A 22,287-nucleotide genomic window follows, 5' to 3' on the forward strand; every position below is an offset into this window, starting at 1 on the left:
GCGCTCGTCGCGCAGGTCGGCGGCGGGTCGGGCGACTACGCCGGCCTGCTCGACATCGGCGACCGTTACCTCGGACTCGCCACCGACGGCGTCGGCACTAAACTGCTCGTCGCCGAGGCGCTCGGCGATTACTCGACGGTCGGCATCGACTGCATCGCCATGAACGCCAACGACCTCGTCGCGGCCGGCGTCCGGCCCGTCGCGTTCGTGGACTACCTCGCGGTCGACGCCCCAGACGAGAGCTTCGCCGAGCAGGTCGGTCAGGGCCTCGCCGCGGGTGCCGAAGAAGCGGACATCGAACTCGTCGGCGGCGAGACGGCGGTCATGCCGGAGGTCATCAACGGCCTCGACCTCGCGGGCACCTGCGCCGGACTGGCGAAGAAAGACGCCATCTTCCCCGGCGAGGCCGAGGAGGGCGACGCGCTCGTCGGATTCCCGTCGTCGGGCATCCACTCGAACGGCCTCACGCTCGCCCGCAAGGCCGCAACGGCCGACGGCGACTACGACGACGCGTGGGACGGCGACGACTACGACACCGTCGGCGAGGCGCTCCTCGAACCGACGCGGCTCTACACCTACCTGCTGGACGACCTGCGCGCGGCCGAGACCAACGCGGCGGCCCACGTCACCGGCGGCGGCTGGACCAACCTCGAACGCATGGGCGAGTTCCGCTACGTCGTCGACGACGCCTTCGACCCCCAGCCGGTGTTCGAGTTCGTCCAGGAACGCGGCGGCGTCTCCGACGAGGAGATGCACACGACGTTCAACATGGGCACCGGCTTCGTCGCCGCCGTCCCCGAGGCGAACGCCGAGGCGCTGGTCGAGGCGACCGACGGTCGCGTCATCGGCCGCGTCGAGGCTGGCGAGGGCGTCTCGATTCGCGGCCTCGACCTCTGAGGCCGGACCGAGCGCCGAATCGAACTGTTCGATTAGAAGCACTATTTTACCGACGTTCGCCATAGTGGAGGTGTGACTTCACCGCCACCGACACCGAGCGGCCTCCCGCTCGTGGGGCACACCGTCGGCTTCGCGGCCGACCCGTTCGGCTTCGTCGCCGACCTCCTCGCGGACCACGGCGTCGAGGACGCGGTCGGACTGGACGTGGTGGGGATGGACGACCTGTACGTCCTCGCACACCCCGACCACTTCGAGCGGGCGTTCGTGACCGACCGCGACTCCATCGTCAAGGGCGGCGAGTTCGAGGCCGCCTTCGGCGACGCCGTCATCGCCGCCGAGGGGGACGAGTGGCGGCGACAGCGCGACGAGCTAGAGCCCTTCTACCGCTGGGAGCGGGTCGACGACTACGCACCCGTGATGCGCCGGCAGGTCGAGCGCCGCCTGCGGACGTGGCCCGACTCGGGGACGCTGTCGCTCGAATCCGAGATGAAGGCGGTCACTCTGGACATCATCTTTGCCACCATCCTCGGACGGGAACTCGACCTCGACGGCGACGTGCGGATTCGGTCGGCCGCCGACGGTCTCAACGGCCGCTTCGCGCCCGCGTCGTGGGTGTTGCCGTCGTGGGTACCGACGCCGAGCCGACGCCGGTTCGACCGGGCCGACCGCGTCCTCCGCGAGGAGGTCCGCGAACTGGTCGAGACCGCCGACGAGGGGAGCCTCACGCGCCACCTCGCCGACGCGCTCGGAACCGACGCAGACTACCCAGCGACCGTCGAGTCGCTTGAGAACCAGCTCGTGGGCATGATTTTCGCCGGCCACGAGACGACCGCGCTCGCGCTCACCTACGCGCTGTACCTGCTCGCGACCCATCCCGACGCCCGGGGACGAGCCGTCGCCGAAGTCGACCGCGTCGTCGGCGACGGCCCCGTGACCGCCGACGCGACCGGGGAGCTCCCGGTGCTCGAACGCGTCATCAAGGAGACGCTCAGGCTCTATCCGCCGGTCCACACGCTCCCGCGGGAGACCGCGAAACCGTTTCCGACCGGCGACCGGGTCATCCCGGCGGGCACGGACATCCACCTCTCTGTCATCCGCATCCACCGCGACGAGCGGTGGTACGATGCCCCCCTCGCGTTCCGGCCCGGACGATGGGACGGCGACACCGACCGCCCCGCCTACGCCTACCTCCCCTTCGGGGCCGGGCCGCGGAGCTGTCTCGGCCGGGCGTTCGCGCTCACGGAGGCGAAAATCGTGCTCGCGACCGTGCTCCGCGACTTCGACCTCGACTGGGCCGGCGACGGAGAGTTAGCAATCACGCCCGAGATGACGACCCAGCCGAAGGGCGAGACGCCCCTCGTCGTCCGGCGGCGCTGACTCCGAGCGGCGTCGTCGGGGAACCGCCGTCGTTTCGGGGTCGGCTCAGATGTGGGCCGCGATGTCGGCCTCGGTGATGATGCCGACCGTCTCACCGCTCTCGACGACGATGATTGCCGAGTTGTGGTCGAGGTAGACGCCGATTTCGTCCAGCGTCGTCTCGGGTTCGACCGTCGTGACGCCCTCTGACATGACCTCGTTGACCGGACGGTCGGTGACGTCGTCCTCCTGAACGTGACGGATGTCGGCGTTCGAGATGATGCCCAGCGGGCGGCCGTTCTCGATGACGGGCAACTGCGAGAAGCCGGCGTCGAGCATGATGTCGCGCGCCTCGCGGACGGAGTTGTCGGGGGCGACGCTCCGGACGGTCGTGTTCATGATGTCCTCCGCGCGCACGATGCGCCCTTCGGCCTCGTCCAGCGCCTCGACGATGCGCCGGAGCGTCGAGAGCCGCGGGTCGACGTCGCCGCCCTCGATGCGGGCGATGAGCGGCTGGGAGACCCCGGCCATGTCGGCGAGTTTGCTCTGCGTCAGTTCGAGGGAGTTCCGCCGTTCCCTGAGGTCTTGGGGCGTGGGAAGTTCCATGACGGGGGAATAACCCGTAGTTATGAAAAAGTGTTCCGGTCGCTCGCCTCGGGCGGTCGCCCCGAGTTCGGTGGTCGGCGTCGCGTCCGATGCGGCCGGACGCGGCGTCGCGGTTACTGGTCTTCGTCGGAGTCGAACTCGCGGATGTCGATGACGTCGAGGGGGACGTCGCGGAGCGCGCCGCCGACCTCGCTTTTCGCGATGCGGGAGGCGTGCTTCTCGCCGTCCGCGTTGAAAATCTTGATTTCGAGGAGCAGGCCGACGAGCGCGGTGTTGGCCGCGATGAACGCGGAGTCGAACGGTTCGCCACAGGCGGGACAGGGCGTCGCGCCGACTTCGACCTCGACGTACTCCTTGTCCTTCTGGTTGAGTCGCTTGCCGGCCTCGCTGACCGCGACGCCGATGGCGTCGTCGATGTCTTCTACGTCCCGGACCAACCAGGCCGCCTCCATCGCGACGAGATAGTTGCTCATACACACGTTACGCGCCGGTGGGGTTTCGTGTCTTGTGGTTCGAGCGCCGGGGCGCGTGGGATTCACACACCCGGCGCGGCGAATCGACCGCGACGCGTCCGAGCTCGCGACGCTCGCGTCGCCAAACCGGAGCGCGCACGGCTCGCGCATGCCACGGGGATTATCGCTATAACTTATGGAAAAGCGCTCCGCGGGTCACGCGCGTCTCACGCCGAATAGTCGGTTTAGTTGGAGTAGAGACAAGTGCGCTTTAATCGATAGACAGCGTCGGGGTATCGTGCGACCGGCTGAGAGAAGATTTATATACTGACACCTCCCGAGCCTCGACTGAGGACACGGTGATGATTCCCCGCCTAACGAAGTACGTCCTGTTCGCCGCCTACCAGCTATCGGTCGCGATGGGCATCGCGCTGCTCCCCGTCGCGCTCGCCGCTCGCCGGATGGGTGTGACCCTCCCGATTCGCCGGCTCGTGGAAACGACCGGAACCGCCTACGAACGCGCCGCGACTCGCTAACGCGACTCGCGCGCCTCCCTCCTCCGACGAAACTTGCCGCGAGCGACCGCACCGCGCGGCCGCCGCCGACGCGCGTCTGACGCTTTGGCACCGGCAACGGCGAGGTGAAGGGTTGCATTTATCAGCGCCGAAGTGCAATCGCTGACAATGCGTACCCCGACTCACGACGAGTTCTCCGGCCGTCTCGACTCGCTGAACGGCGACCGCTCGAACGTGTTCGGCCCCGAACTCGGCGAGTTCTCGAACGCCGAGCGTCGCGCCGACTCGCTCGGTGACAAAGAGACGAAGACCGGAACGACCACCGTCGGCATCAAGACCGAAGACGGCGTCGTCCTCGCGACCGACATGCGCGCGAGCATGGGCTACATGGTCTCCTCGAAGGACGTCCAGAAGGTCGAAGAGATTCACCCGACGGGCGCGCTGACCATCGCCGGCTCCGTGTCGGCCGCCCAGTCGCTCATCAGCTCCCTCCGCGCGGAGGTCCGCCTCTACGAGGCCCGCCGCGGCGAGGACATGAGCATGCAGGCGCTGTCGACGCTCGTCGGCAACTTCCTCCGCTCGGGCGGGTTCTACGTCGTCCAGCCCATCCTCGGCGGCGTCGACGAGACTGGCCCCCACATCTACAGCATCGACCCCGCCGGCTCCATCCTCGAAGAGGAGTACACCGTCACCGGCTCCGGCAGCCAGTACGCCCTCGGTGTGCTCGAACAGGAGTTCGAAGACGGCCTCAGCATCGAGGAGGCGAAGCAGGTCGCCACGAAGGCCATCCGCTCCGCGGTCGAGCGCGACCTCGCCTCGGGTAACGGCATCAACATCGCCGTCGTCACCGACGAGGGCGTCGACATCCAGCGCCACCAGAACTTCGAAGGCCTCGAATAAGTCGCCCGCAGTCGGCGGTTTCTCTTTGGGTTAGGGATTCGCGACCGGCGGGACTGGCCGCGATTCCCGCGGTGGAACTCCCGTGGTTGGGCTCGCCGCGACGGAATCGGCCGCGACCGCACTTCTACTCAGTCGTCACTCGGAAGACGGCCGCGAAGAGCCCGCTACCACGTCCGGTAGACTGACCACGCCGAGGACGCGGTCCGAAGCCGAAGCTGTACGTGAACGACCTCGGTGCGGGGGAGCAGTCGGCGCTGGACCGCGATACCGACGAGGCGTGACGAGCCATCCCGCGATCGTCGGTTCGTCCGGACTTTCCAGCACATGCGCGGTCGTACGCCCACGACCTGCCGACGGCTCCCCACGCCCCGCCGACGGCGATGTCCGCCCGTGTGACAGCGGCGTCGGCTGGAGCGGAGCAGACGGCGCATCGACACCATCCAGAGCGCGGTGAGAAGCGCGATCATCCAGAACTCGGCGACGGCTTTCGATACCGAGTTGGGAGACCATACGCGGCGTTCGAGCGGCGCGATAATAGTTATTTCTCCGACAAGAGTGCGCGGAGCGCGTGAGAGCCAGCGACCGACGAGAACGGCCGCCGCGTCGTCGCCGACGTGGGGCGGATGCAGACGCGGACGCCCGCGCCGGCTCAGAACCAGTCGGCGAACGCGCCTTCGAGCAGCGAGTCGGACTGTCGCTCGACGTACTCGCGTTGCATCTCGCGGAGCGCCGTCTCGAAGTCGTCGGCGTCGTCGAGGGCGTCGCGGACGCGAGCGCGCTTCCAGTCGGCCGGCGTGACGCCCGTCTCGACGCGCTTGCGAAGGGGTTCGAGGTAGTAGTTGGCCTCCTCCTCGGAACAGCCCGCCAGCCGAAGCCCGTCGCGGGCGTGGACGAGCAGGTCCTCGTAGAGGTCCGCGCCGGTCGCATCGTCGCCGTCGACGTCTATCCAGCGCAGGTCGCCGTGGGGACCCTCGCGCATCGCGGTGTAGAAGTTCTCCTCAGCGGTCTCCCAGTCGAGGTCGATGACGGGGTGGTCGAGTCGGGGGAGCCGCTCCATGAGGCCCGCGAAGGCGGCCTGAAACGCGACCGAGTCGCGGACGGTCGGCTGGCCCGCGATGGGCCGGAACTCGATGCGGGCGTTGGCCGACGACCGGGACGCGCCGTCGAACACCGGGCGGACCCACCGCCAGTAGGTGCCGTGTTTCCGGCGGAGCGTTGCGAAGTCGTCGTCGAAGCGGTCGCCGCGCTCGACCGACATGGGGACCATCGTGGAGTCCTCGACGACGCGGTCGACGGCGTCTTCGACGGTGTCGAGGTCGCCGGGGAAGGAGACCTTCTCGTGATCGCCGGAGTTGAGCACCGACTCGAACACCGCGATTCGGTTTTCGTCCCAGCTGTCGGCGAGAATCTCCTCGCCCGTCACGTCCTCGTCGTAGAGGTCGGCCGGGAAGAACGGCGAGTTGACGCCGAGCGCGAGGAGCGGGCCGGCGACCCGCAGCGCGTAGTTGAAGTGGTACGGCAGGTCGTCGGCGTGCGGGACCTGATAGTGCGGCTGGATGGACGTGATGAGCGCCTCGGGCATCACGGTGTCCGCTTCGAGCGAGACGTGCGGCGCGTCGAGCGTGAACGACGCTGGGGCGGTCGGTCCGTTGGCCATCGCGTGGTAGCGCACGGAGTTGCTCATGTTCGTCGCGAGGCGGACGCCACCGTCGGTGACGGAGTCGGTCAGGTACTCGCGCGCGCTCTCGCCGGCCGGCGGGATGCTCCACATCCCGTCGGAGACGAGGCGCATCCCCTCCGCGGCGGCGCAGTCGAGCGCGGCGTCGAGTCGGGCGCGGACCTCGGACTCCTGCGCGCGGAGGCCGTGGGGGTTCAGCGGCTGGGGGCTCGTGGTCATCTCGGCGTTGTGGAGCCCCAGTTCCTTCTCGAAGCCCATGAGGCCGAGCAGTCGGCGCGGGACCCGCATGAGCGCGTGCACGTCGTCTTCGCTCGCGGACCAGCGACCGTCGGAGACGGCGTAGAACTCGTACTCCAAGCCGACGATTGACTGGTGGTTGTCGAAGGTCCCCTCGCGCAGTTCGCGCTTGAGCACCTCGGCGTCGGCTCTCGCTTGCGCTTCGAACTCGGCCGCGTCGACCGCGAGCACGTCTTCGACGCGCTCTGCGAGGTCGTCGCTCATACCCGGCGTTCCGGCGTCGAAGCGCCTTCAACTTCCCGGCACTCCGGCCGTTCGACAGCGAATCACATCCCCGACGACTGTCGAGACGCTTTTGCCCCGCGCGGCGATACCCACGGACGATGCAGTTCGCCGAGTTCGCCGCCCGCGCCGCCGAGATAGAAGCCGAGCCAGCGGACCTCGCGGTCGTCTCGCTCCTCTCAGACCTCTTTTCTGACGCCGGCGACGACCTCCCGACGGTCGCCCGGTTCGTCCAAGGCCGCGTCTTCCCGGCGTGGGACTCGACCACGCTCGACATCGGCCCGCGGCTCTGCCACGAGGCCATCGCCCGCGCCGCCGGCCCGAACGTCTCGGCCGACGACGTGGAAGACCGCCTCGCCGACCGCGGCGAAATCGGCGCGGTCGCCGCGAGCTACGACTTCGGCGGCCAGCGCGGCCTCGCCGCCTTCGGCTCTGGCGGACAGGACGGCCTGACCGTCGCCGAAGTCGATTCGGAACTCCGCGCCCTCGCGGCCGCCTCCGGCTCGGGGAGCGAAGAAACGAAGCTCAAGACGCTCTACGGCCTGTTCAACCGGACCGACCCCGACGAGGCGCGCATCCTCGCCCGACTCGTTCTCTCGGAGATGCGCATCGGCGTCGGCGAGGGGACCGTCCGCGACGCCGTCGCGGAGGCGTTCCTGGTCGACCCCGCGGACGCCGCCGCCATCCGCGACGACGACGCCGACTCGGAGACCGAGGCCGCCGCCCGCGACCGCCGAAACGACGCCATCGCCGCCGTCGCCCGCGCCCTGCAGGTGTCGAACGACTACGGCATGGTCGCAGAACTCGCCCGCGACGAGGGCGAGGCCGGTCTCGACGGGGTCCGCCTCGAAGTCGGTCGCCCCGTACAGGCGATGCTGGCGCAGGCGGGCACCGCCGCCGACGCGCTCGACGAGTGGGACACCGCCGCGGTCGAGACCAAGTTCGACGGCGCGCGCGTGCAGGTCCACCGCGACGCCGACGGCGAGGTCTCGCTGTTCTCGCGCAACATGGAGGACGTGACCGACGCGCTCCCCGAGGTGGTCGAGTTCGTCGCGGACGCGGTCGACGAACCCGTCATCCTCGACGGCGAGGTCGTGGCGATGGACGACGACGGCGAACCCCTCCCGTTTCAGGAGATTCTCCGGCGCTTCCGTCGCAAGCACGACGTGGGGCGGATGCGCGAGGAGGTCCGCGTCGAACTCCGGGCGTTCGACTGCCTGCACGCCGGCGGCGACGACCTCCTCACCGACCCGCTTTCCGCCCGCCACGACCGACTGACCGCGGTCCTCGGCGGCGACTCGGCGGCCGTCTCGGACCTCCTCCTCTCGGACGATCCGGACGAAATCGCCGCCTACGAGGCCGACGCCCTCGACGCCGGCCACGAAGGCATCATGCTGAAGAACCCCGACGCGCCGTACTCGCCGGGCGACCGCGGGAAGAACTGGTTGAAGCGCAAGCCCGACGTGGAGACGCTGGACCTCGTCGTCACCGGCGCGGAGTGGGGCGAGGGCCGCCGCGCGGAGTTCCTCGGGACGTTCCTGCTTTCGGCCCGCGTCGAAGCCGACTCGGGCGACGACGCCTTCGAGACCATCGGCAAGGTCGCCACGGGCATCACCGACGAGGAGTTGGCCGAGTTGACCGACCTCCTCGAACCCGAAATCGAACGCGAGGCGGGAAAGGAGGTCGACATCCGCCCGTCGGTCGTCTTCGAGGTCGGCTACGAGGAGATTCAGGCATCGCCGACGTACTCCTCGGGCTACGCGCTTCGGTTCCCGCGGTTCGTCACCGTCCGCGAGGACAAGACCGCCGAGACGGCCGACTCGCTGGACCGCGTGGAGCGACTGGCCGACTCGCAGTGAGCGACGCTCGCCCCGGGTCGCGCCCAAAGGGATTTACTGTCCCAACAGACACATTTTCAGACGGTTCCTACCATGAATCTCGACGCCCTCTGGAGACCGACCCTCCTGTATACGGGTCTCCTCGGACTGCTCACGGTCGGCGCGGTGTATCTCGCGACGCACTCGGGGATGTACATGCTGGCGTTGCTGGGGGCCGGCGTGCTGCTCGTCGTACTCGGCGGCGGGGCCGTGGGTCAGATGGGCCCCAGCAACGTCGAACACGCGGGCGAGAAAGGCGGGACGAACCGGGTCGTCTCGAACGCGGGGCTGTGGTCCCCCGTCGAGACGGACACCTCGCTCCGACTCGCCCTCCTGTTCTACGGGGCCGGCGTGTTCCTGTGGAGCCTCGTCGTGTTCGGCGTCCTGCGGGACACCCTCGTCTGAGTCGGACCCCCGCCGCGCACCCGCCACGTCACTCGTCCTCGCCCGAACCGGCCGATTCGCCCCGAGAGCCGCGCTTTTTACCCCTCGGTTCGAGGTGTCGCGTATGACCATCAAACACGACGGCCTCGACGTGTCGTGGCTCGGCTACGCGACCGTCAGAATCGAGTCGCCCGACGGCTTCGTCGTCTACTTCGACCCCGGCCGCTACGGCGTCCTCGACGACTACTACGCCCGCGACGGCGACCTGATTTTGGTCACGCACAACCACCACTACGACTCCGACGCCATCGAGCAGGTCGCCGACGCCGACGCGACCGTCGTCGCCTTCGAGGGCGTCGACGCCGCGACCATCGACCGCGACGTGGTGCCGGTCGAAGACCTCCCCTACGAGACGGTCCGCGTCGGCGAGGAGGACCACCTCACCGTCGGCGAGGTCGACGTGTGGTCGCTCCCGGCGTTCAACGACCCCGACGGCCCGCACCTCCGCGACGGCGACGTGGTCCACCCCCGCGGGTTCGGCTGTGGCTTCCACATCTCAATCGCCGACCGAACCGTCTTCTGGCCCGGCGACTCCGACGTGCTGGCGGGCCACGAACACCTCGAAGTGTCGCTGTTCCTCGCCAACATCGGCGGGTCGGTCGTGATGGACCGCCGCGAGGCCGCCGACCTCGCTGAGACGCTCGACCCCGACCTCGTGCTCCCGATTCACTACGACACCATCCCGCTTCTCGAAACCGACCCGGACGCCTTCGTCGTGGACGTGGCGAACCGCGGCATCCCGGTCGTCCTCGACGACCCCGACCAAGTCTGAGGGGGCGACCGCGGGACGGACAGCCGAACAGCCGGACGGGCTAGCGAATGGACAGAACGATTTTGCCGCGCCGGGCCGTCGGTTCGGGTATGGACCTCGACTACGGCATGCTCGGCGGCCGGCGGCCCTACTACCGCCTCGGTGACGCCGACGCCGACCCGCTCGTGGTGCTTCCCGGCCTCTCCGACGCCTTCCAGCGCATCGACCCGAACCGCGGAACCGCGGCGGCGCTCGCCGGTCTGTTCCGCGAGTTCGACGACCGCGACGTGTGGGTGGTCGGCCGGCCGCGACACCTCCCGGTCGGGTCGACCACGCGCGACATCGCCGCGGGCTACGCCGGCGTCATCGACGAACAGGACCTGTGGCCGGCGGACGTTATCGGCGTCTCGATGGGCGGTCTCGTCGCCCAGTACCTCGCCGCCGACTACGGCGACTACGTGGACTCGCTGGCCGTCGTCTCCGCCGGGACGCGACTCGGCGGCCACGGCGAGAACGTCGTGACGCGCTGGCGCTCGCTGGCGGGCAAGGGCCGCTGGGCCGAGGTCGTCGCCGACGCGGAACGGGAGTCCGCGACCGGCCTCGAAGCGACGGTCGCCCCGGCGCTCATCGAGGCGGCCGGCCGGGTCGTCGACCTCCGACCCGCCGTCCCCGCCGACGCCGTCGTCTCCTGTACGGCCTGTCTCGAACACGACTCCCGGGAGGTTCTCGGCGACGTCGACGCGCCGACGCTCGTCGCCGCCGGGAGGTCCGACCGACTGTTCCCCGAACCGCGGGTTCGGGAACTCAAAGACGGCGTCGCGGACGCGACGCTCGCGCTGTTCTCCGGGGCGGGTCACAACCTTACGACCAGCGAGCCGCGAACGCTGAACGGCGTCGTCAGGCGCTACTTCGACGGGTTCCGCGGGAACGGGCTATACCCGTAACTGCCCTCCGGAAGCTGACACCCCTGAAACACTCTCGGGGCAACAGGCTCATACAGCGGGCGGCCGTCGGACCGCCATGCGCGACGCCCTCCGGTCGAGCCCGCTTTTCAGCGTCCGTCGGCTCCTCGTCTGTCTCGTCGTCACGCTCGTCGTCGTGACGACCGACGCGCTGTTTTTTCACATCGAACCGACCCGAACCGCCGCGGAGTTCGCAACCGAGGTGGCGGTTCACACCCTCGGCTTCTACGGCGGCTACACGCTCGTTGCACTGTTCAATCGGTCCGGAGCAGGGCGGTAGAAAAGCGGTGACCGGGAGTGATCGGGGTTAGATGATGCCCATCTCGTCGAGGCGCGTCGGCAGGTACTCGTCGGTCACGAAGTCGAGACCGCGGGAGGCCAGCGCCTGCTGTTCGGCCTTCTTGCCGATGTCGAGTTGGAGCTCTATCTGTTCGGTCCAGTAGTCGCTCATGAACCGCGGGTCCTCCAGCTCGGACTGGAGCGCGTTAATGTCGGAATCTGCGAGCGGGTCGGTCGGGAGGTCGTAGTCCACGATGTCCTGCGGCTGGATGCCGACGAACTTCGCCTCGGGCGTGGCGAGATACTCCGAGAGGTGCGCGGACTTGATAGAGCCGTAGGCGACGGAGCCGAAGATGCGGTAGGACCACGGGTCGCCGTCTGTGAACACCACGACCGGCAGGTCGAGTTCGTCGTGCAGGCGCTTGGTGATGCGCCGGGTGGCGCGCGCCGGCTGAGCCGCCGAGGTGGACGACGAGCGCGTTGTAGTCGTCGTCGAAGCCGTTCTCGACGAGTCGGTCGCGCATCCCACCGGTCTCGACGCACATGACGAACTCGACGTCGTGTTCGAGGAACTCGATGGTGTCGGGGTTGTTCGGAATCTGGTAGCCGCCCTGTCCCACGTCCAACTGGCAGTGAATCTCGCGGTCGCCGCGGTTCGTCTGCTCGCGGATTTTGAGGGGGCCCATAAGCTTCGCGCCGGACTCCTCCGGGCGCATGTGGAAGTCCTCGCGCTTGACCTCGCTGACGATTTCCAAGTCCTCGATGAGCTTGTTGGACTCGTCTTGGTCGGAGAAGTGCGCCTCCTCGTTGTCCCACGACTCGGAGATGTAGTACAGCTCACGCAGGGTAGAGGAGCGGTCCTCGTCCAACTGCCGCGCGAGGAACTCGATGGTGTAGGCGGCCTTCAGGAGCTTTCGCGCCCCCCGGACGCTGTTCGCAGAGCGCTTCGAGGTCCGGTCGCCGTACACCCAGACGTTGGCGTCCTCGTCGTACTCGATGTTGCTTTTCGTCCGCGTCGGGAGCGTCATGTGCGGAATCTCCCCCGCGTCGAACTGGTCGTAGAACTCCGCCGCGAGGTCGATGAGACGCTCGCGGGTGCGTTCCTCGGATGTCTTCCGTTCGGATGCCATTATACGTTCACCGTGAGTTTCTCCGTCTCGACGCCGTCGACGTTGATGTCGAACGACGCGTCCTGTGCGACCGAGTACGTGAGCGTCGCCGTCTCACCGGACGACACCTCGGGGTTCCACTTGACGAACCACTCCCCGTCGAGGTCGACCACCGTCGCCTCGCCGTCGAGGCCGCCCGGCTCCGCCGAGACGATGTCCGTGATGTCCGGCGACTCGTTCGTGTTGGAGTAGTTTTTCACCGTGAGCGTCACCTCGCCGTCGTCGACGGCTCGCTCGACGGTCAGGTTGTTCATGATGCGGCCGAGCGCGCCGTCGATGTTGGGCTCCGGTCGGCCGGTGACCTCCGAGAGCTTCGTCGCCATCTGCGGGAGGATGCGGCCGAGGACGTCCTGTTTCTCGCGGCGCTTCTGGAGCGACCGCCGCTTCGAGAGGTAGGACTTGAGGTCGCGGGCCGCCTCGCGGATGGCGAGTTCGACCTCGTCTTGAATCGCCGGCACGTCCGCGAGCGCGTCCTTCGACTCGCTCGTGAAGGGGACGTTCGTGGAGGCGACGTGGACCATGAGGACCGCGGGGCCGCTCGGCATGCCGGTGCCGCCGGGTTGGTCGAGGCCGTAGTTCCGCCAGCCGATGTCCTTGACGACGTGGGTGATGGTACACGCGCCCTGCTGGTAGACGAGCGGGACGCGGTTGGCGAAGCGGAGCAGGTCGATTTTCCCCTCGGACTTCAGTTCGCCGCCGTAGGCGATGCCGGCCTCGACGATGAACGGGTCGCCGCCGTGGACCTCGGCGTCGCGGGTCGCCGCGGCGTAGAAGTCGGCGTCGAACTCCTTTTTCAGGCCGGCTTCCACGAGGTCGGCGGAGATTGGAGAGAGGCAGTCCGTCGGCGGCGCGAGGATGTCCGTCTCGCGCATCGCGTCGAGCAGGTCGCGGGCCACGTCGCGGTCGTCGGCGACCTCGCGGACCTTCGGCACCTCGTCGGAGACGGTGCGCATCCGCGACCAGACGGCGTCGGCGATGTTCTCCTGTGCAGTCTCGCCGTAGGTCTCGTCCTCGCGTTCTTTGGTTCGCTCGGCGGCCCACGCGACGAACTCGGCCACGTCGTCGCGGGTGGCGCGGTCGGCCGGGCCGGTCGTCTCGGCGAACTGCGTGGCGATAGAGCGCGCCATCGACACCTTGCCGGCGTCGTCTTTCTGCGTGGTCGTCACGTCGTCGATGATAGCGTACACGTCGCCCTCGCGGTCGTCGGTGAGGACGGGCCACAGCGCCTCGACGACGTTCTCGCGGACCGTCTCGCCGAACGAGGTGTCGGTCTCCTCGCCGACCGTCTCGGCGACGTTTCCGACGATGGTGACGAGTTCGCCGTGGGCGATGCGGTCCTTGCCGACGACGATATCCACCAGTTCGTCGGCGAACGCCGCGGTCGCCTCCTTGCCCTTGTTGGAGACGGCGTCCTCGACGACGGCGACGAGTTCGTCCGCCTCGGTCGCGTCGGGCGTTCGCCACGTCATCTCGCGGCCGAAGTGCCGGTCGCGGAAGGCGTCGTGAACCTTGTCGGAGGTCTTCGCGCCGACGCGGGTGAACTCCTCTTGGAGGAAGCCGGAGACGGAGTACGACTCGGTCGCCGCGAGCATCTTCAGGAGCGTCCCGAGTTCGACGCCGTGGGGGTGGGGCCGAATCTCCTTCGTCTGCTTCGGAAGCTGGTCGGTCGCCCGCTCGAACTTCATCGGCTCGTCGAGGCCGGGTTCCCGGAGTTCGATGCGGGCGTGAGGGGTTGACGACCGCCGTGTGGAGGATGTAGTCGTGGAGCTGTTGGCGGGCGCGCATGTTGGCTTCCATCTCCAACTCGATGCGCGTGCCGTGGGGGCGGTCCCACGAGGTCGTCTTCTCGGTGCGAATCTCGGGTTCGTTCTGGTCCGTGTTGATGACGAGTTCGAAGTACTCGGCGTCCTCCGAGCCCTGCGTCCGGCTCGTCACCTTGGCGGGTTTCCCGCTCGTCAACTGCGAGTAGAGGACCGCCGCGGAGATACCGATACCCTGCTGGCCGCGGGACTGTTCGCGCGCGTGGAAGCGAGAGCCGTAGAGGAGCTTCCCGAACACTTTGGGCACCTGCTCTTTCGTGATGCCCGGCCCGTTGTCCTCGATGACGAGGCGGTAGTAGTCGCCCGCCTCGGCGATTTCCACGTAGATGTCGGGCTGGATGCCCGCCTCCTCCGTGGCGTCGAGCGCGTTGTCCACCGCTTCCTTGACGGCGGTGACCAACCCGCGGGCTCCGCTGTCGAAGCCCAACATGTGCTTGTTCTTCTCGAAGAACTCGGCGATGGAGATCTCCCGCTGGCCCTTCGCCAGCTCCTCTGCGATCCCCGGCTCGTCACCGAGTGTCGACTGGAACGAGGTCATTTCCTGATGCGCATCTACCCAGTCCCGCGTTAAGTACTCACCGGCAACGGAGTGAAAGTGAAAGTCCGGCGTTGACGCGCTTCGCGGGCTGTCCACAGCGGAACGACGAATCATGTTACACAGAGTCACCCACGAAACGCGCGTCAGCGCAGCCGAAATCGCCGGACGCGGAAACCGCTACGCGGGACTCCAGTAAGTAGTACGCGCCCGCGCGTGCGAGGCTTTAAGGGACGGGCTATCCTAGGCCAGTTCAGATGTCACAGGATAACGAGTACGGGGCCGGACAGATTCAGGTCCTCGAAGGGCTTGAAGCCGTTCGAAAGCGTCCGGCGATGTACATCGGGTCCACCGATTCTCGCGGACTCCACCACCTCGTCTACGAAGTCGTCGACAACTCCATCGACGAGGCGCTTGCGGGGCACTGCGACGCCATCGAGGTCGCCCTCCACGAGGACGGCTCTGTCAGCGTCACCGACAACGGCCGCGGGATTCCGGTAGATACGCACGAACAGTACGACCGACCCGCGCTGGAGGTCATCATGACCGTCCTCCACGCCGGCGGGAAGTTCGACAACAAGTCCTACCAGGTCTCCGGCGGCCTCCACGGCGTCGGCGTCTCCGTCGTCAACGCGCTGTCGAGCGAACTCGAAGTCGAGGTCAAACGCGACGGCGCGGTGTGGACACACCGCTTCGAGTTCGGCGAACCGCAGGTCGACCAGTTCGAGCGCGTGCGCGACCTCGAACCCGACGAGGACACCGGGACGACCATCCGATTTTGGCCGGACGACGGTATCTTCGAGACGACCGAGTTCGACTTCAAGACGCTCGAAAACCGTCTGCGCGAACTCGCGTTCCTCAACTCCGGCGTCGAGATTTCGCTCGCCGACGAGCGGACCGACGAGTCGAGCACGTTCCTCTTCGAGGGCGGCATCCGCGAGTTCGTCGAGTACCTCAACGAGACCAAGACGGCCCTCCACGACGACATCATCTACTACGACGACGAGTCGGAGGGCATCGAGGTCGAAATCGCCATGCAGGCGACCGACGAACTGCAGGGCTCGATTCACGCCTTCGCCAACAACATCAACACCCGCGAGGGTGGCACGCACCTGACCGGGTTCAAGACGGCGCTCACCCGCGTCGTCAACGACTACGCGAACACCCACGACATGCTGGACGACCTCGACGGCGACAACCTCCGCGGCGAGGACGTTCGCGAGGGGCTCACCGCCGTCATCTCCGTCAAGCACCCCGACCCGCAGTTCGAGGGCCAGACGAAGACGAAACTCGGTAACTCCGAGGTCCGCGGCATCGTCGAGAGCGTCACCCACCAACAGCTCGGAACGTTCTTCGAGGAGAACCCGGACACCGCGACGGCCATCATCTCGAAGGCCGTCGAGGCCGCCCGCGCCCGCAAAGCCGCGAAACAGGCCGAAGAGCTCACCCGCCGCAAGTCCGCGCTCGAATCCACTTCGCTGCCGGGGAAGCTCGCGGACTGTCAGAGCCGCGACCCCGCCGAGTCCGAACTGTTCATCGTGGAGGGCGACTCCGCGGGCGGCTCGGCCAAGCAGGGCCGCGACCGCAAGTTCCAGGCGATTCTGCCCCTCAAGGGGAAGATTCTGAACGTCGAGAAACACCGCCTCGACCGCATCCTCGAAAACGACGAGATACGGGCGCTCATCACCGCCATCGGCGGCGGCGTCGGCGACGAGTTCGACATCGAGAAGGCGCGCTACCAGCGGCTCATCCTGATGACCGACGCCGACGTCGACGGCGCGCACATCCGGACGCTGCTGCTCACGCTCCTGTACCGGCACATGCGCCCGCTCATCGAGGCCGGCTACGTGTACGCGGCCCAACCGCCGCTGTACCGCGTTCGCTACCGCGGCAACACCTACGACGCGATGGACGAGGCCGAGCGGGACCGCATCATCGAAGAAGAGTGCAACGGCAACCCCACGCAGGTCCAGCGGTTCAAGGGACTCGGCGAGATGAACCCCGACCAGCTGTGGGACACGACGATGAACCCCGAAAACCGCGTCCTCAAGCGCATCACCGTCGAGGACGCCGCCGCCGCCGACCGGATGTTCAACATCCTGATGGGCGACGCCGTCGGGCCGCGAAAGCAGTTCATCAAGGACCACGCGAACGACGCCGAATGGGTAGACATCTAATATGAGTTCTGACGCACCAGATTCTTTCGAACCGGGCGCGGGTATCGCGGCCGAAGTCAAGAACGCGCGCATCGAAGACGAGATGGAGCAGTCGTACATCGACTACGCGATGTCGGTCATCGCGGGTCGGGCGCTCCCCGACGTTCGCGACGGCCTGAAGCCGGTTCACCGGCGCATCCTGTATGCGATGCATCAGGCCGGCGTGACCTCCAACTCGTCGCACCGCAAGTCCTCGTCCATCGTGGGCGAGACGATGGGTGACTACCACCCCCACGGCGACTCCGCCATCTACGACACCCTCGCGCGCATGGCGCAGGATTTCTCCATGCGCTACCCGCTCGTCGACGGGCAGGGTAACTTCGGCTCCGTCGACGGCGACCCGCCGGCCGCGATGCGGTACACGGAGGCGCGGATGTCCCCCATCGCCGAGGAACTCCTCGACGACATCGACAAGGACACCGTCGACTTCCAGTCGAACTACGACGACCGCAAACAGGAGCCGACGGTCCTCCCGTCGTCGTTCCCGAACCTGCTCGTCAACGGGTCGTCCGGCATCGCGGTCGGGATGTCCACGAACATCCCGCCGCACAACCTCGGCGAGGTCATCGACGCCACCGTCGAACTCATCGAGAACCCCGACGCGACCATCCCGGACCTGATGGAACACGTCAAGGGCCCCGACTTCCCGACCGGCGCGAACATCGTCGGCCGCAACGCGGTCCACAAGGCGTACAAGACGGGTCGCGGCCGCGTCCGCGTCCGCGCCGACTACGACGTGTTCGAGGAGGAAGGCCGCATCGTCATCAACGAACTCCCGTATCAGGAGAACAAGGCCCGCCTCATCGAGCGCATCGCCGACGACGTGAACGAGGGGAAAATCGAGGGCATCCGCGACATCCGCGACGAGTCCGACCGCGACGGCATCCGCGTCGTCATCGAACTCAAGCGCGGCGCGATGGCCGAGGTCGTCAAGAACCAGCTTCTCGACAACCACCTCGAATCCACGTTCGGCGTCATCAACCTCGCGCTCGTCGACGGTCAGCCGCAGGTGCTGACGCTCAAGGAGACGCTCGAACACTACCTCGACCACCGCCGCGACGTGGTCCGCCGGCGCTCCGAGTACGAACTCGCCGAGGCCGAAGACCGCGCGCACATCCTCGAAGGCCGCCTGAAGGCCCTCGACAACATCGACGACGTGGTCGAGACCATCCGGAACTCCGAGAGCCGCGACGACGCGAAGGCCGCGCTCCGCGGCGAGGTCGAAGTCGAAGTCGACGGCGAACCCCTGCCGACGTTCGACTTCTCCGAAGAGCAGGCGAACCACATCGTCTCGATGCAGCTCGGCTCGCTCACCTCGATGGAGGCGGCCGAAATCGAAGACGAGTACGAGGACGTACAGGCGACCATCGAGCGCCTCGAAACCATCCTCGGCGACCAGTCGGAACTCGACGCGGTCATCGAGTCCGAACTGCTCGACATCAAAGACGAGTACGCCGACGACCGGCGGACCTCCTTTGTCGCCAACACCGGCGAGGTCACCCGCGCCGACCTCATTCCCGAGGAAGACGTGGTCGTCGTCGTCAGCGAGGACGACTACATCAAGCGGATGCCGGTCTCGCGGTTCCGCGCCCAGCACCGCGGCGGTAAGGGCATCATCGGGACGGACCTCAAGGAGGGCGACAACGTCTCGTCGGTGTTCGTCACGAACACCCACGACGACCTGCTCTGTTTCACCAACCACGGACAGGTCTACCAACTCAAGGCCTACCAGGTGCCCGAGATGTCGCGGACCGCCCGCGGGAAGTCGGCGGTCAACCTGCTCGACTTCGACGACGGCGAGGAGATCACCGCCGTCGTCAACTGCGACGACCTCGAAGACATCGAGGGCTACCTGACGATGGTGACCCAGAACGGCTACATCAAGCGGACCGGCACCGACCGGTTCCAGAACATCCTCTCGACGGGCATCATCGCCACCAAACTCGACGAGGGCGACGAACTCGTCGACGTGGAGGTCACCGACGGCGAAAGCGACCTCGTCATCGGCACCGAACAGGGGATGTCCATCCGCTTCGACGAGGACGAAGTGCGCGCGATGGGTCGCTCGGCCCGCGGCGTCCGCGGCATCAAACTCGACCGGCGACGACGTGGTCGCCGGCGTGGCCGCCATCGACGAGGCCCACCACAGCTGGATTCTCACCGTCACCGAGAACGGCTACGGGAAGCGCACGGACCTCGACGCCTACCGCAAGCAGTCCCGAAACGGCAAGGGGCTCATCGACATCAAGACCAACGAGCGGAACGGCCCGGTCTGCGCCATCAACACGGTCGGCGAGGGCGACCACCTCGTCGTCATGTCCGACGAGGGCCAGATTCTCCGGACCCCCGTCGAGGACATCTCGACGGTCGGCCGCAACACGATGGGCGTCATCGTGATGGACCTCGACGAGGGCGACGACGTGGCCTCCGTCGACGTGATTCCGGCCGCGATGACGACCGAAGACGAGGAACTGGACGACGTGGAAGGGGACGCGGAAACCGACGCGGACGACGAGTAAGTCGGCTCTCCCCGACGACGGATTTCTCTTTTGCTGACTCCCACCGGAGAGCCGCGGCGCCGACCGCAACTCCCCGAAGGCATTTACCCCGGCCGAGGGGTTGTCTCGGCATGAGCGTGCGACCGCGGTCGAGAGTCGTCGGCGTCTCGGCGCTCGCGTTCGTCGTCGTCCTCGGCGGTCTGACCGTGCTTCGGGCGTGGAACCTCGAACCGCCGACGCACGTGCAGTCGCTCGTCGTCGACGCGGGCGCGGTCCTCGTCGTCGCCGGCGTCGCGTCTCACGCCGCCCGTGGGGAGCGCATCGGTGAACGGGCCGGCGAGGGTATCGTGCTCGCCTTCGGCCCGTGTCTCGGCTTCGCGGTCAACCTGTTCGTCCCGGTTTCGACGATGGAGTCGCCGCTGTGGCTCGCGTACCCGCTCGTTACCGGCGCGGTGCTCGCGCTCGCGCTCGGCGGTCTCGGAGCGGTTGTCGGGCACGCCGTTCGAGTCGTGAAAGCGAGAAAAACCAGCGACAGCGCGTCGTAGCTCCTATTTCTCGACGTCCGACGGCTCTCTGGTCAGGTCGTAGGTGTAGTGTCGCGGCTTGCGGTCCCGGAGCCAGTCGCGGAGCGGTTCGACCCGCGGGCGGTAGGTGAGCGTCGACCCGAGCGCGGTGAGCGGGAGGAACTTCGCCGCCTCGATTTCGTCGTCGGGGTCGCTCGGCGACGGCGTCGGGTCGTCGGCGACGGGCGTCGCGTGGTAGAACCGCTGGAGATAGATGCGACGGTCCGGGGCGCGAATCTCGCTCGTGAACGCGAGCGACTGGATTTCGACTTCGACGCCGGTCTCCTCTGCGGCCTCGCGGGCGGCCGTCTCGAAGAAGAACTCCCCGGGTTCGGAGCCGCCTTTCGGCAGTCCCCAGCGGTCCTTCTCGTAGACCGCGAGCACCGAGTTCTCCTGTAGGACGACGACGCCGGCGGCCAGGTCGTGCGGGGCGGGGGCTTCTCTCGGCGTCGACATCAGAGGATGCGCTTGCCGAAGGCGCTTGCGGCGAGTTCGGTCGCGAGCGTCGCGGTCTCGTTGTGCTCGTCGAGGATGGGGTTGACCTCCACGAGTTCGAACGAGCGCATGGCCTCCGAGCGGGCGACGAGTTCCATCGCCGCGTGGGCCTCGCGGTAGGTCACGCCGCCGCGGACGGGCGTCCCGACGCCGGGGGCCTCGCGGGGGTCGAGCCAGTCGAGGTCGAGGCTGACGTGGACCCCGTCGGTGCCGTCGGTCGCCACGTCGAGGGCGTCGTTCGTCACCTCGGTGACGCCGCGCTCGTCGATGTCGGACATCGTGTACACAGTCACGTCGCTGTCGCGAATCGCCTCGGCCTCCGCGCCGTCGACGGAGCGCAGGCCGACGATGGCGACGTTCTCCTCCGCGAGGCCGGCGGCGTTCGCCCACTCGACGCCCGCGAAGTCGCCGACGCCGAGCGCGGCGGCCAGCGGCATGCCGTGGACGTTCCCGGACGGCGAGGTGCTCGGCGTGTTGAAGTCGCCGTGGGCGTCGAACCAGATGACGCCGATGTCGGCGTCGCGGGCGCTCCCGACCAGCGAGCCGATGGCGATGGAGTGGTCGCCGCCGAGCGCGAGCGGGGTCGTCCCCTCGTCGAGCGCGGTCGAGACGGCGTCGGCGAGGCTCGTCGTCACCTCTTCGACCTCCTGGACGTGTTTGGCGTTCGCCGCCCCGGCGTCCGCGTCCCGCGTCGCGTGGTGCGGGACCGCGAGGTCGCCGGCGTCCGTCGGCGAGACGCCCGCGGACTCCAGTTCCCCCGCGAGTCCGGCGTATCGAATCGCGGAGGGTCCCATGTCCACCCCGCGTCGATTGGCACCGTAGTCCGTCGGTGCACCCAGAATTCTGACGTTCCGTTCCATAGCTGATGCACTCGTTCGGGGCGTTTAGTGGCATCGGAAAAACACCCTTATCAATAATGCCGTGCGGCGCCCGACGGGTACGCCCACCTCGCTTTTGCACGGCGAGGTCGTACCGAGTCTCATGCGGCACTTACAGATTCGCGTCGAGGCGGGGGAACTCGACGCGGTCGTCGATGCGCTCCGAGGGGAGGACGTCGACCCGGTGACGCTGCCGGTCTACAGGGCCGACGGCGACGAACCCCAGTCGTATCTCGTCGAATTCCCGCTGCCGACGGAGGCGGTCGACAGAATCAGAGAGACGCTCTCCGAGGCGGGCTTCGAGGAGGACCACCTCGTCATCGGCAACATCGAGTCGGCGACGACGCCGCACTACGACCGACTCGTCGAGCGGTACGTCGAGGGCGACGAGGAGGAAGAACGCGTCTCGAACGAGGAGATTCTGACGAAGGCGCACGACCTCAACCCCCAGCCGACGGCGTACTACGCGATGACGGTTCTGAGCGCGCTCGTCGCCACCGCGGGGCTGTTGCTCGACTCGGCCGCGCTCGTCGTCGGGTCGATGGTCATCGCCCCGCAGATCGGCGCGGCGCTCATGGCCAGCGTCGGCGCGGCGCTCGGGGACGACGCGATGTTCACGGGAGGCGTTCGGTCGACGGTTATCGGACTGACCGTGGCCATCGCCGCCGCCGCGGCGCTGGGGTGGGGGCTCAAGACGGCGCAGTTCGTGCCGGCGGCGCTGAACGTGACCACGGTTCAGCAGTTAGCGAGCCGGTCGTCACCGGGGCTGTTGACGCTCGTCGTCGCGCTCTGTGCGGGAGCCGCCGGCGGCGTCGGGTTGGCGACCGAACTCCCGGTCTCCATCGTCGGCGTCGCGGTCGCGGCCGCGACCGTTCCC

Annotated in this window: 18 protein-coding genes and 3 pseudogenes; 13 read left to right on the plus strand and 8 right to left on the minus strand. The window is 67.7% G+C overall.

Annotation, left to right across the window (positions count from 1 at the left end; translation table 11 throughout):
* Together purM and ATB1_RS08490 are read left to right on the plus strand one after the other, a co-directional pair.
* On the plus strand, positions 1–897 hold an 897-nt coding region (purM, locus tag ATB1_RS08485), incomplete at its 5' end, for a phosphoribosylformylglycinamidine cyclo-ligase (RefSeq protein WP_042663287.1).
* A gap of 72 nt (positions 898–969) precedes the next feature.
* Positions 970–2,274, plus strand: coding sequence for a cytochrome P450 (locus ATB1_RS08490; protein WP_082256352.1), 1,305 nt, complete (start codon positions 970–972; stop codon positions 2,272–2,274).
* A gap of 45 nt (positions 2,275–2,319) precedes the next feature.
* On the opposite strand, the gene ATB1_RS08495 is transcribed toward ATB1_RS08490, so the two are convergent.
* Together ATB1_RS08495 and ATB1_RS08500 are read right to left on the minus strand one after the other, a co-directional pair.
* Entirely contained in the window at positions 2,320–2,859 is a 540-nt protein-coding gene (locus tag ATB1_RS08495) for a CBS domain-containing protein (protein WP_004041437.1), read from the minus strand.
* Positions 2,860–2,972: 113 nt separating this feature from the next.
* Positions 2,973–3,332, minus strand: a complete 360-nt coding sequence (locus ATB1_RS08500; RefSeq protein ID WP_004970698.1) for a DUF555 domain-containing protein — start codon at positions 3,330–3,332, stop codon at positions 2,973–2,975.
* Between the two features lie 341 nt (positions 3,333–3,673).
* Here ATB1_RS08500 and ATB1_RS22385 point away from each other — a divergent pair, with 341 nt between their 5' ends.
* Both ATB1_RS22385 and psmB read left to right on the plus strand, forming a co-directional pair.
* Positions 3,674–3,847: a hypothetical protein gene (locus tag ATB1_RS22385; RefSeq protein WP_198526065.1), complete on the plus strand. Its 174-nt coding sequence runs from the start codon at positions 3,674–3,676 to the stop codon at positions 3,845–3,847.
* Between the two features lie 147 nt (positions 3,848–3,994).
* Positions 3,995–4,726 carry a proteasome endopeptidase complex subunit beta gene (psmB, locus tag ATB1_RS08505; protein WP_042663290.1) on the plus strand — a complete coding sequence of 244 codons (732 nt, stop codon included), beginning with the start codon at positions 3,995–3,997 and terminating at the stop codon, positions 4,724–4,726.
* A gap of 164 nt (positions 4,727–4,890) precedes the next feature.
* Here the strand turns inward: psmB and ATB1_RS08510 are convergent, their stop codons facing one another.
* Entirely contained in the window at positions 4,891–5,193 is a 303-nt protein-coding gene (locus ATB1_RS08510; protein ID WP_241768154.1) for a hypothetical protein, read from the minus strand.
* 182 nt (positions 5,194–5,375) lie between these two features.
* Positions 5,376–6,905 carry a hypothetical protein gene (locus ATB1_RS08515; protein ID WP_042663292.1) on the minus strand — a complete coding sequence of 510 codons (1,530 nt, stop codon included), beginning with the start codon at positions 6,903–6,905 and terminating at the stop codon, positions 5,376–5,378.
* Positions 6,906–7,024: 119 nt separating this feature from the next.
* Here ATB1_RS08515 and ligA point away from each other — a divergent pair, with 119 nt between their 5' ends.
* The 5 genes from ligA (at position 7,025) to ATB1_RS08540 (ending at position 11,237) form a co-directional block, all read left to right on the plus strand.
* Positions 7,025–8,782, plus strand: a complete 1,758-nt coding sequence (gene ligA / locus ATB1_RS08520) for an ATP-dependent DNA ligase LigA (protein ID WP_042663294.1) — start codon at positions 7,025–7,027, stop codon at positions 8,780–8,782.
* A gap of 72 nt (positions 8,783–8,854) precedes the next feature.
* Positions 8,855–9,205, plus strand: coding sequence for a hypothetical protein (locus ATB1_RS08525; RefSeq protein ID WP_042663295.1), 351 nt, complete (start codon positions 8,855–8,857; stop codon positions 9,203–9,205).
* Between the two features lie 103 nt (positions 9,206–9,308).
* Positions 9,309–10,016 (plus strand): MBL fold metallo-hydrolase, encoded by a 708-nt coding sequence (locus tag ATB1_RS08530; protein ID WP_042663296.1) that lies wholly within the window; start codon positions 9,309–9,311, stop codon positions 10,014–10,016.
* A gap of 89 nt (positions 10,017–10,105) precedes the next feature.
* Positions 10,106–10,939 (plus strand): alpha/beta fold hydrolase, encoded by an 834-nt coding sequence (locus ATB1_RS08535; RefSeq protein ID WP_042663304.1) that lies wholly within the window; start codon positions 10,106–10,108, stop codon positions 10,937–10,939.
* A 76-nt stretch (positions 10,940–11,015) separates the two neighbouring features.
* The gene (locus ATB1_RS08540) at positions 11,016–11,237 is read left to right on the plus strand and encodes a hypothetical protein (protein ID WP_042663298.1); all 222 of its coding nucleotides are present in this window, start codon (positions 11,016–11,018) and stop codon (positions 11,235–11,237) included.
* A gap of 27 nt (positions 11,238–11,264) precedes the next feature.
* Here the strand turns inward: ATB1_RS08540 and ATB1_RS08545 are convergent.
* Positions 11,265–12,366 (minus strand): annotated as a pseudogene (locus ATB1_RS08545) (DNA topoisomerase IV subunit A).
* Positions 12,366–14,763: pseudogene (locus ATB1_RS08550) on the minus strand (DNA topoisomerase VI subunit B). The pseudogenes ATB1_RS08545 and ATB1_RS08550 overlap by 1 nt, the downstream one beginning before the upstream one ends.
* A gap of 254 nt (positions 14,764–15,017) precedes the next feature.
* On the opposite strand from ATB1_RS08550, the gene gyrB reads away from it, so the two are divergent.
* The 3 genes and pseudogenes from gyrB to ATB1_RS08565 all read left to right on the plus strand — a co-directional run bounded on the left by gyrB (position 15,018) and on the right by ATB1_RS08565 (position 20,019).
* Positions 15,018–16,937 (plus strand): DNA topoisomerase (ATP-hydrolyzing) subunit B, encoded by a 1,920-nt coding sequence (gyrB, locus tag ATB1_RS08555; RefSeq protein WP_042663300.1) that lies wholly within the window; start codon positions 15,018–15,020, stop codon positions 16,935–16,937.
* Between the two features lies 1 nt (position 16,938).
* Positions 16,939–19,495: pseudogene (gene gyrA, locus ATB1_RS08560) on the plus strand (DNA gyrase subunit A).
* 110 nt (positions 19,496–19,605) lie between these two features.
* Positions 19,606–20,019: a hypothetical protein gene (locus tag ATB1_RS08565; protein WP_042663301.1), complete on the plus strand. Its 414-nt coding sequence runs from the start codon at positions 19,606–19,608 to the stop codon at positions 20,017–20,019.
* 3 nt (positions 20,020–20,022) lie between these two features.
* On the opposite strand, the gene ATB1_RS08570 is transcribed toward ATB1_RS08565, so the two are convergent.
* Together ATB1_RS08570 and rocF are read right to left on the minus strand one after the other, a co-directional pair.
* Positions 20,023–20,493 carry an NUDIX domain-containing protein gene (locus ATB1_RS08570; protein ID WP_042663302.1) on the minus strand — a complete coding sequence of 157 codons (471 nt, stop codon included), beginning with the start codon at positions 20,491–20,493 and terminating at the stop codon, positions 20,023–20,025.
* A complete protein-coding gene (gene rocF, locus ATB1_RS08575) occupies positions 20,493–21,392 on the minus strand; it encodes an arginase (protein ID WP_042663303.1) in 900 nt (299 codons plus the stop codon). The genes ATB1_RS08570 and rocF overlap by 1 nt, the downstream gene beginning before the upstream one ends.
* 121 nt (positions 21,393–21,513) lie before the next feature.
* On the opposite strand from rocF, the gene ATB1_RS08580 reads away from it, so the two are divergent.
* A partial coding sequence (locus ATB1_RS08580; protein WP_042663306.1) for a DUF389 domain-containing protein occupies positions 21,514–22,287 on the plus strand: 774 nt, incomplete at its 3' end.

It is taken from the genome of Haloferax sp. ATB1 (assembly GCF_000730175.1).